Source organism: Burkholderia sp. BCC1972 (assembly GCF_905339605.1).
Taxonomy (GTDB): Bacteria; Pseudomonadota; Gammaproteobacteria; order Burkholderiales; family Burkholderiaceae; genus Burkholderia.
Window position 1 is genome coordinate 33,735 of the sequence record NZ_CAJPGH010000043.1, and the last position, 9,172, is coordinate 42,906.

Annotated in this window: 6 protein-coding genes and 1 pseudogene; 6 read left to right on the plus strand and 1 reads right to left on the minus strand. The window is 55.3% G+C overall.

The window, feature by feature from the left end; all coding sequences use genetic code 11:
* The first annotated feature begins 1 nt into the window (after nucleotide 1).
* Both U5798_RS35280 and drmC read left to right on the plus strand, forming a co-directional pair.
* Nucleotides 2-1,873, plus strand: a complete 1,872-nt coding sequence (locus U5798_RS35280; protein WP_322084725.1) for a DUF1998 domain-containing protein — start codon at nucleotides 2-4, stop codon at nucleotides 1,871-1,873.
* Between the two features lies 1 nt (nucleotide 1,874).
* On the plus strand, nucleotides 1,875-2,636 hold the full coding sequence (gene drmC, locus U5798_RS35285; protein ID WP_322084726.1) for a DISARM system phospholipase D-like protein DrmC: 762 nt from the start codon (nucleotides 1,875-1,877) through the stop codon (nucleotides 2,634-2,636).
* A gap of 38 nt (nucleotides 2,637-2,674) precedes the next feature.
* Here drmC and U5798_RS35290 read toward each other — a convergent pair.
* Nucleotides 2,675-2,907, minus strand: a pseudogene (locus tag U5798_RS35290) (transposase); the annotation flags it as partial.
* Between the two features lie 165 nt (nucleotides 2,908-3,072).
* Between U5798_RS35290 and U5798_RS35295 the strand changes: the two are divergent.
* From U5798_RS35295 to U5798_RS35310, 4 genes are all read left to right on the plus strand, one after another.
* Entirely contained in the window at nucleotides 3,073-4,116 is a 1,044-nt protein-coding gene (locus U5798_RS35295; RefSeq protein ID WP_322084727.1) for a DNA cytosine methyltransferase, read from the plus strand.
* A 91-nt stretch (nucleotides 4,117-4,207) separates the two neighbouring features.
* Complete coding sequence (locus U5798_RS35300; protein WP_322084728.1) at nucleotides 4,208-6,403, plus strand: ATP-binding protein; 2,196 nt, start codon at nucleotides 4,208-4,210, stop codon at nucleotides 6,401-6,403.
* Entirely contained in the window at nucleotides 6,393-7,658 is a 1,266-nt protein-coding gene (locus U5798_RS35305; RefSeq protein WP_322084729.1) for a hypothetical protein, read from the plus strand. The genes U5798_RS35300 and U5798_RS35305 overlap by 11 nt, the downstream gene beginning before the upstream one ends.
* Nucleotides 7,659-7,662: 4 nt before the next feature.
* On the plus strand, nucleotides 7,663-8,268 hold the full coding sequence (locus tag U5798_RS35310; protein WP_322084730.1) for a hypothetical protein: 606 nt from the start codon (nucleotides 7,663-7,665) through the stop codon (nucleotides 8,266-8,268).
* The last annotated feature ends 904 nt before the right edge of the window (nucleotides 8,269-9,172 follow it).

The window sequence follows — 9,172 nt, forward strand, 5'->3', positions numbered from 1 at the left end:
CATGACTACCAATAGAACACCCGTGGGGGAAGTCCGCCCTAGCCAACTGCTCTGGACATACGGACCCGGCGCGCTGATCGATTTGCCGAGCCTTTCGGTGGTGACACTGGGCATCGACCAATGGGAGAAAGACAGGTGCCAGCCTATTCCCGAACCACGCCTGCTCGCCGCCGTCCGTAAGGTTCTTGGGCCGCAGGTGGAGAGCCTGCGCATGCCACCGTTCCAGAAGAGCGAACTCGTCGATCCATGGTCGGCCGAAGCAAACATCGGCGTCCCTGTTCGACCGTTCCCGCGCTGGATGCGGTGCGTGAAGTGTGGCCTGCTGTCACCTTTCGATGCTGGCCTGTTCGAAATCAAGGAAAACCGCTTCCGGCCGGAGCGAACCCGTTTCGTCCACAAGGGATGTCGTGGCTCCAAGGGCGATCAGCCCGCGAAGGATGCCGATGCCGTCCCAGCCCGCTTTCTCCTGGCTTGCCGTGATGGCCACCTTGATGACTTCCCTTGGCGCTACTTCGTGCACGGCGGCAACAGCCTTTGCAAAGGGTCACTTCGGTTTTTCGAGAGCGGCGCCTCACTGCAGACTGAAAACCTCTGGGTACGATGTGACGGTGACAATGTGCATTGCCGAGGCGTTTCACGCAGTCTTGCCCAAGCCTTCGGCAAGGCCGGGAGCGAAAACCTGCCGAGTTGCCGGGGCAGGCATCCACATCTTGATCATTTCGACGAGGTGTGTGATGAGGAGGCGCGGGCTGTCCTGCTGGGTTCGACGAACAGTTGGTTCCCGATTACCCTGTCGGCGCTTGCTATCCCGCAGGCCGACGATCCGCTCGGCCAGTTGATTCAGGATGGTTGGGCGGTCTTTCAGGGTGTCACGTCCGAGACCATGGTGCCGATCGTGGTGCAAACGCTGAAGGTTACAGGTGGTCTTCCGGGTATCGAAAAACATTCCGCATCAAACATCTGGTCGGCCATCGAAGCCCATCGCAACGGTGGTGGACAGGAAGGGGGCGGGGAGGCAGACATCAAGGGGCCCGAGTGGGAAGTGCTGACTGCCGTCAACCCGCCGTCGGATTACCCGCACTTTATGAGCAAGAGGGTGGCCACGCCATTCGGCTTTGAGAAGTGGGTCGGCAGAGTGCTGTTGTTGGAAAGGCTTCGCGAGGTCAACGCTTTGTTGGGCTTTACTCGTGTAGAGGCGCCCGAAGAAGCGAGTGGTCCGAGCGAACGCCCGCAGAGGGCGGGCCTTGCGCGCCGCAACCCAAATTGGGTTCCTGCGAATCAAGTTCACGGCGAGGGCATCTTCATCCAGTTCGACGAAGATGCGCTCCACAAGTGGGAGACGCTCGATGGCGTCAAACATGTCAATCGCATGCTTGAGGGCGGTCACCGCGGATGGCGCAATTCGCGTCGCCTTGACCCTAACGAGGGCTACCCCGGTATTCGGTACGCCATGCTCCACACGCTCTCGCACTTGCTTATCCGCGAACTGGCGCTGGAATGCGGCTACAACGCCGCGAGCATCCGCGAACGCATTTACGCCGACGTGTCGAGTGCGAATCCTCAGGCAGGCATCCTCATCTACACGGCAGCAGCCGATTCCGATGGGACGTTGGGCGGGCTTGTCGACCTTGGCAAACCAGAAAATCTCGGTCGACTGCTTCGTCAGGCGCTGAACCGTTCGAAGGTCTGCTCGTCCGATCCGCTTTGCTCGGAACACGATCCGGACAAAGACCGTTCGCTGCACGCAGCAGCTTGTCATGCATGCAGTCTAGTCGCTGAGACGTCTTGTGAGCGAAGTAATCGTTACCTCGACAGATCGTTGCTAGTGCAGACCCTCGATCAAGGGTCTGCTGCGTTCTTCGCGGGGCTTTGACATGGAGACGTTGCTGGAAGCCGTCACTGCCGTGGTCTGTCTCATGTCGCCGGAGAAGGTTCGCGCGCTGGCGGGAAGGATTCGGAAGATCGAGAGCGTGAAGGCGAACGTCTCCCTGTCGGATGTTGTCGGTACGGCCACGGCCAAGACTATTGTCGACCGGCTCGTTGAGGTTTGGCAGGCTAGCTCGATCGGTTCCGGTGAGCTGGCCTCTATGCTGTTGGCAGCCAGCTATGCGTCCGAGAACGTGTCGAAGCGTCAATCTATCGAACTCGTGTGGACCGGGCCGACGACGCCATTTGTCTCCGCTCGTCGAACGGAGCAGGCGCTACTACAAGTTATCGGCGCGGCCAAGCAATGCTTGTTCGTTACCAGTTTTGTGGCCTACGACGTCTCGACGATCGTGAAGGCGTTGAGCGAAGCAAGCGCACGTGGCGTGAGCATCGCGATGTTGCTCGAATCATCACTGGATCACGGCGGAAGCATCTCGTTCGATGCGATCGGTAAGATGAGAAAGCTACTCCCGTCCGTGAAGCTCTATGCGTGGAGGGACCGAGTTGCGCCATTTTCCGACGGTCGGGTCCACTCTAAGATCGCCGTTGCTGACGGTAGCATTTGTTTTATCACCAGCGCCAACCTGACCGGTCATGCAATGGAGCAAAACATGGAGGCTGGGGTTCTGATTTCAGGTGGGGCGGTTCCGATGTTGCTCTATGAGCATTTGGACGCGTTGGTCAATACCAAAGTCGTATCCCTAATCTAAAGGCTGGTCGGGGGACAGCATTTGCGAGGTAGATTGCCCAGCGAGTTGCGAATCAGGCGCACGATGCAGGTCTGAACAGTCGTTTTCGGGAACACTGGGTTAATCGTATTGAAGAAGCCCTTCAGTCCATCGACCACGGCGATCGGAATGTCCTTCACGTCGCGCTGTTTCAGGCGTTGACCACGCGAAGCCAAAACTTGGCGCCTTCGTCTGCTCAATCCAGAGACCATGCGCGTCACGCGTGTCGTCGGCTCACTCCCAACACCAGGTAGATCGAGCTTGTTGCACAATGCGCCTTCGGCGCCGTCTTTGCGGACATCGTGTCTGTTCCAGACAGCAGTCCAAAAATGACCACGGGTCCCAGTGCCGAACTCTGTAAAATCAAAGTGGTACGGCGACTTTGGTGCCAAATTTCACAATATGCAATGAACACACAATGAGCGTCGCAGCTGTTGATCTATTCTGCGGGGCCGGTGGGCTCACCCACGGCCTTCGGAAGGCAGGGATTGACGTCCAGGCGGGGTATGATCTTGACCCCAAATGCCGGTGGCCTTATGAGCGTAACAATCATGGAGCGTTGTTCTTCGAGCGCGACATTTGTTCCGTGTCGGGTGAAGAGCTCGGGAAGCATTTCGGCGGAGCGCGTATCCGAGTGCTGGCAGGGTGTGCTCCGTGCCAACCCTTTTCCAGCTACAGCCTTGGAAAGACGGACACTGCCGATAAGCGATGGTCGATGCTGACTGAGTTCGGGCGACTGGTACGCGAAACGCTTCCGGACATCGTGACGATGGAAAATGTGCCTCAGGTACGACGGCATGGGGTGTTCGAGCAGTTCGTCCGCGCGCTTTTCCGAGCACGCTATAAGGTTTCTGCTGAGATCGTTGCCTGTACCGACTACGGTGTTCCACAAGAGCGCAAGCGGTTGGTACTTCTCGCCTCAAGATTTGGCGAGATCAAGCTCCGTGAGCGTGACCCCCGTCGAGACCGCCGGCGTACCGTGCGCGACACGATAGGCCACTTGCCCGTTTTGGGTGCCGGCGATTCCTATGCACCGGACATCGTTCATACCTCTTCAAAGCTGAGCGAGCGAAACATGGCCCGGATTCGTGCATCGATCCCAGGCGGATCATGGCGCACTTGGGATCAAGAACTCATAGCTGACTGTCACAAGGAAGCATCCGGCAGTTCGTTCCCGTCTGTATACGGTCGCATGCAGTGGGACAAACCGTCGCCAACCATAACAACCCAATTTTTTGGGTTTGGTAATGGGCGCTTTGGTCATCCAGCTCAGGACAGGGCCATCTCTTTACGAGAAGGAGCACTGTTGCAGACGTTTCCGCGTAACTATTCGTTTGTTGCGCCTGGTGAAGTTGTCGAGATTAAATCAATCGGGCGCCTGATCGGAAATGCCGTTCCTGTCCGCTTGGGGCAAGTTATAGGTGAAAGTATCCTTCAGCACTTGGATGAACTTGGAGCTTGAGTTGCCGGCCCCGTGAACTTCTCGATAGTGTCTTGAAGGAAACGTTAGTATGTTGTGTTAAGAACGCGTTGAGGCAACATAAAGGCTCCTAATGCGAAATATAGTGCCGGTCGAACCTCAGTCTCCTAAGGTACTCACATTTACCGTAGACTCCGCGCTGCTGCGTGAGCTCGGAGAGCGCCTTGTCGGGAAGGCGCATATTGCGCTGGCAGAGTTAATCAAGAATTCGTACGATGCAGACGCCTCGCGATGCGAGATCACATTCCACGACGATTCCATAGAGATCGTCGATGATGGTCACGGGATGACTCTAGACGAGTTCACCCGATTTTGGATGAGGGTTGGTACAACTCACAAGCAGCATGAAGAGTTTTCTCGCGAGTTACGTCGTCCGCTGACCGGCTCAAAGGGGGTCGGTCGACTTGCGGTCCAGTTTCTGGCGCACCAAGTGGAAATCCATTCTACTGCGCAGGGAAAGAGAGAGCTGCTGCATGTTACGGTAGATTGGGATAAGGCAGTACGGCGAGAGTTCCTAACCCAAGCGCAGGCAGAGTATGAAGTGACACGGACTGCAGCCTCTTACGCCGGTGGAAGCCCCCATGGGTTCCGGATTGTTCTATCGCGCCTGGTACAAGAATGGAACGAAAAATCCTTGAGCTTGCTGGCACGAGAAATCTGGACTCTGCGCCCCCCCTTTAGTGGATTTGCAGGCAAAACTGGTGTCGATCAGTCGAGGGATTTCACCATTGATCTACACGCAGATGCAATTACTGGGGGCGCGGAAGCATTTCAGCGGCAGGTTAGCCAAGGGTTGTCACGTTGGATTGCGAAGATCGAAGGAGCAATTGAGAAGGGCTATCAGACGCGAAGCCAGCGCGTGACAGTAACGTTCGAGGATGGTGAAACGATCTCGGAAACTTTTCCTCTCCAAGATTGCGATCTAAACGATGCGACATGGGAAATTCGCGTCTTTAACTTGTCGGGCCATCTTGGTGGAAACGTCAAAGTTGGTGACGTGCGGACTTACCTTTCGGAGTTTGGGGGCGTGCACGTCTACGACGGGCCATTTCGCTTGCCCTACTACGGCATTCATCAAGATTGGTTGGGTCTAGAATTCGACCACTCGCACAGAAAAGTAAAATCCCGGCTACTGCCGTCGAGGTTTCATGTCGAACGGGCTCTAAACGACCTCCCGACGCAGGGGCGGATCATTGGCGTCGTGCGCGTAGATACCGGGGCGGAGCAGCGTGCTGCTAATAGGGAGGAGCGTTCCAACAGCGAATTTCTCAAGATCCAGGTGACGCGCGATCGACTCCAGATCAATAACGCCTATGAGCAGTTGCGTGATGCCGTAAGACGATCTGTGGATTTCTACGCCGTTTGTTCGATGCGCCGGCGTATTGAAGTTGCGAAGCGTCAACGGCCGAGCGAGACTCCGGAAGAGGGGGCCAGTCGGGTCGAGAACGCGCTAAGCAACTATAGAGCTTCGATGCCCGCGGAAGTCTACGATGACCTAAAGCATCAAGTGTCGTCGTTCGTCGTTGCTACGCAGCGAGAGCAGACCTACCGCGACGCGGTTACCGCCCTTTTGGGCCCTTTGGCTACCGCCGGTATGGCGGCACTCGCCTTGGAGCATGAGACGGGCCGCCAATTATCTGTGTTGGAGGGCATCGCATCAAGGCTGGAGAACGCCGGTGGCCGAGCTGCCGACTTTGCTTCAGACGTGATGGAATGGGTGCATCGATTCAGGGAGATGCGGAAAATTTTTGAGCCGCTGTCCAACGCCGAAGATCGCGAGCGGGTCGCGCCGCTGCGTGCAATACGTGTGATTGAGACAGTTCGTGCCTCTATGTCTCAATTCCTCGAAGGGGTTAGTGTTACGGTATCCGGTAAGCGCGATGTCTACCTTCCGATGGCAACGCTGGCAGAGTGGCACGGCGTCTTCCAGAATGTGTTGACCAATGCGCTGAACGCCATGGTTGACTCGCGTCGTCGAGAGATTCAGATTGACATTGGAACAGGGCCGAAACAGCGTTCATGGGTCCGAATTTCTGACAGTGGTAAAGGGATCGACCTGGAGAAAGCGTCTGAATTTTTTGAGCCGTTCAAGCGTGAAGGTCTGATTTCTGAACAGCGGCAGGCTATGGGTTTGGGCGGGCATGGACTCGGTCTGACGATCGTGCGCATGATTGCGGAGTCGCGTGGTGCTAAGGTCGGCTTCATTGAACCCGAAGAAGGATACGCTTCTACTTTTGAATTGTCTTGGGTGACTTCTGATGACAAATAAGCTTGAGATACTGATCCTAGATGACAATGAGGACAGTGCAAGCAGAAACGAGCAACGTATTAAAGACGCATGCGAAAGCGTCGGTGTAAACGTCTCGGTTCGCTATATGGACGCCGCACGCAAGAGTGCACTGATCGCCGCAATCGAAAGGTTTGGGGCTGATGGTGTATCGAGCGAGCCGCATGCTCCGATTGGGTCTCTCACGGACCTCGACGGAGTCGATGTGCTATTTATCGACTATCAGTTGAAGACGTTGAAGGACCATGCATGGCTTACGGCGGAGGACTTGGCGGGCTGGATTAGGGCGTATAGCGAAGTGCCGGCGATCGGTATCTTAAATAGATTCTTCGATGTTGATTTCGATCTCAGCATGCAAATCGCAACATCGTTGACCTCAAGTGATTTTCACCTGAATGATCGCTTGCTGGATCTAGCTGCACTGTGGCAGGAGCCGACAGGCGCTGTTCCCGTCAAGTCCAGTTTTCATCCCTGGAGCTGGCCTTTGGTGCCAAGACTGGTCACTGATATTCGGCAGTGTCGCGACGAGCTTGAGGCTGTCGACCTATCGCAACCTATTCTTCCTTGGCTGGGGTTCAGTGACCAAGATATTCCTCAACTGACAATACATGCGCTCGGTTTTCTTGACCCGACTTCGACCTCACCAGGTGGCGCCACATTTCAACAATTCTTCACGGAAGGGCGTATAGCGATATCCAAGGAGCTTCGCGCCGGGTTGATTGCTGCGCTCGACCAGGGGGACGAAGCTATTCGCATAGAAGTGCGACGAATCATCGCGCGGGTATTGGTGAGTGAGCTAAGGCGATGGTTGAGTACCCTCGTGCTGACGACGCAAGACGTTTTGATTGACGCGCCGCATTTGGGGCACCGGATGCCATGGACTGTTCGTGAACCAGAAAATCAGGACAAGTGGCAATGGCTCGCTAATCATAGATACAGTGAATCGTTGGTCGAGCAGGTGTCACCCCACAGGTTCGAGAAGCAGCACTGGGTCTCGCGGCCTGTGTACTGGGTTTCCAAAGTTCAAGGCGACGAAGTACTCGACGGCTTATACCGGGATTTTCCAGCACCCGAAAAAAACTTTGTGTTTGTCGAAGATTTTTCATGTTTTGTGGAACAAGAATTGGCAGATGCATTCCAGCCAGCATTCGAGTCAGTCTGGCCTACTCGATACGTTCTCGCGGAATCCGTGATGAGCTGGGGATACAAGTACGCACCTAAAGTTCGCTTGATTTGAAGAAATGTCTAAAGACCACGAATACTTCTCGGACATCATCCTTTCTTTGTTTAACGAAGGATTGCTCTACAGAAAAACATTAAAGGGAACCCAGCCCGGTTTCGAGGCGGTAAATTGGTTCAAGACGGTGCTGCCGGTAAAAAAGGCGCTCGCGAATGAGAGCGGGAATTTCGGCGATTACTTGGTGCCGCTACGTACGCCGTCGGGATTGGGGGTTGCCAACATCGGTCTTTGGTGCGAGTGGGATTTCACGGCCGATCCGGGCACGTGCAAGCTGGAGGTCCTAATTGGACGCCAGAACACCCAGATATGGGGCTTCAGGGTAGATCCGCCGCACGGAGGCGCAAAACATAACTATTGGCACACGCAATTCACGCGAGGTTTTTCCGTGTCTCAGACGAAATTTCCGCGATGTCAGACGGTTGAATGGATCGACGATAGTACGCCGGCATATCCCATAGCGCTCGAGAACCCTGGGAAAGTCAGGGCTACGGATGCTGCGCTATACGCGCTTATTTCCTTATATGGTCAAGATGGCGTTTCGTTACCGATGAAGACCAAATTGAAATCAGCCGCGGTGAGTGGGTCGTTACGGCACATAGTCTCGTAGTTCAGTAAACTGATGAGGCGCTTGCCTCGCGCAGAGCACTTATGCGAAGAGGCGGCCAGAAGGGATGGGCCACCGTCGGGGTATTGCTCATGTGCTTGACTTCCGCTTTCAGCTTCACTGAATGGACCCTACCAGGGGCACCTCGTCAAAAGGTATAACGGTGAGTACGAGCAGTTGCAGTGATCCTCAGGCACTGGCGACGGAGCTTGAGGGACTTCGACAACTACGGCGAAAACTTGAACTTGCGGTCGAGGCGCACCGATCGACCGCTTGGTGCCTCCGCTTGTGGAGCAGGTTTGTGAAAGCGCGCGATCTATCGCGCTGCGTGTGCTGTAATTCGACAAAGGCTATTCAAGCGCACCATATTGTGCGGAGAACGCTTTACCCTTGGGGGAGCTTCGCATCTGGAAACGGCATAACGCTCTGTCGCGAATGCCACAACAGAGTTCATGCGGTGTCCAATGGCCGGGCAGACCTGACACAACCGCTCGGCGCGGGGGACGATCAAGATGAGTGGGCTTTTCTGTTCGGATTGTTAGTAGAAGACGCTACACAGCGTGGTCTTGACCACGACGAGTTCTACTTCTTGGACGATCACATGCTTAAATTCTTCGTCAATGTCCAAGGGTACGAGGAGTTATACGCGATGGTGATGCGAGGGGATATTACACGGATCAGATATTCATATGAGATTTGGCGCAACATGCCGAAAGTTTGGTACACCGATGTTGTGGCTCAGCTCATACGGGCCAATCTTCCTTAACTTATATTGGCCGGGACTCGACCTAACAAGTACGCAGGCCGATAGAGAGTGAATCATCAATGGGGATGGGCGTCTCCTTGGCGAGTGCCAGAGCTATGTTCCGAGTGTTCGAGGGCGACGCCAATGCAGTGCGCCCATCCC

Bases quoted from the DNA above. Each gene is read 5' to 3' on its own strand.
- U5798_RS35280 (WP_322084725.1), top strand. From the start codon at position 2: ATGACTACCAATAGAACACCCGTGGGGGAAGTCCGCCCTAGCCAACTG.
- U5798_RS35295 (WP_322084727.1), top strand. From the start codon at position 3,073: ATGAGCGTCGCAGCTGTTGATCTATTCTGCGGGGCCGGTGGGCTCACC.
- U5798_RS35305 (WP_322084729.1), top strand. From the start codon at position 6,393: ATGACAAATAAGCTTGAGATACTGATCCTAGATGACAATGAGGACAGT.
- U5798_RS35310 (WP_322084730.1), top strand. From the start codon at position 7,663: ATGTCTAAAGACCACGAATACTTCTCGGACATCATCCTTTCTTTGTTT.
- drmC (WP_322084726.1), top strand. From the start codon at position 1,875: ATGGAGACGTTGCTGGAAGCCGTCACTGCCGTGGTCTGTCTCATGTCG.
- U5798_RS35300 (WP_322084728.1), top strand. From the start codon at position 4,208: ATGCGAAATATAGTGCCGGTCGAACCTCAGTCTCCTAAGGTACTCACA.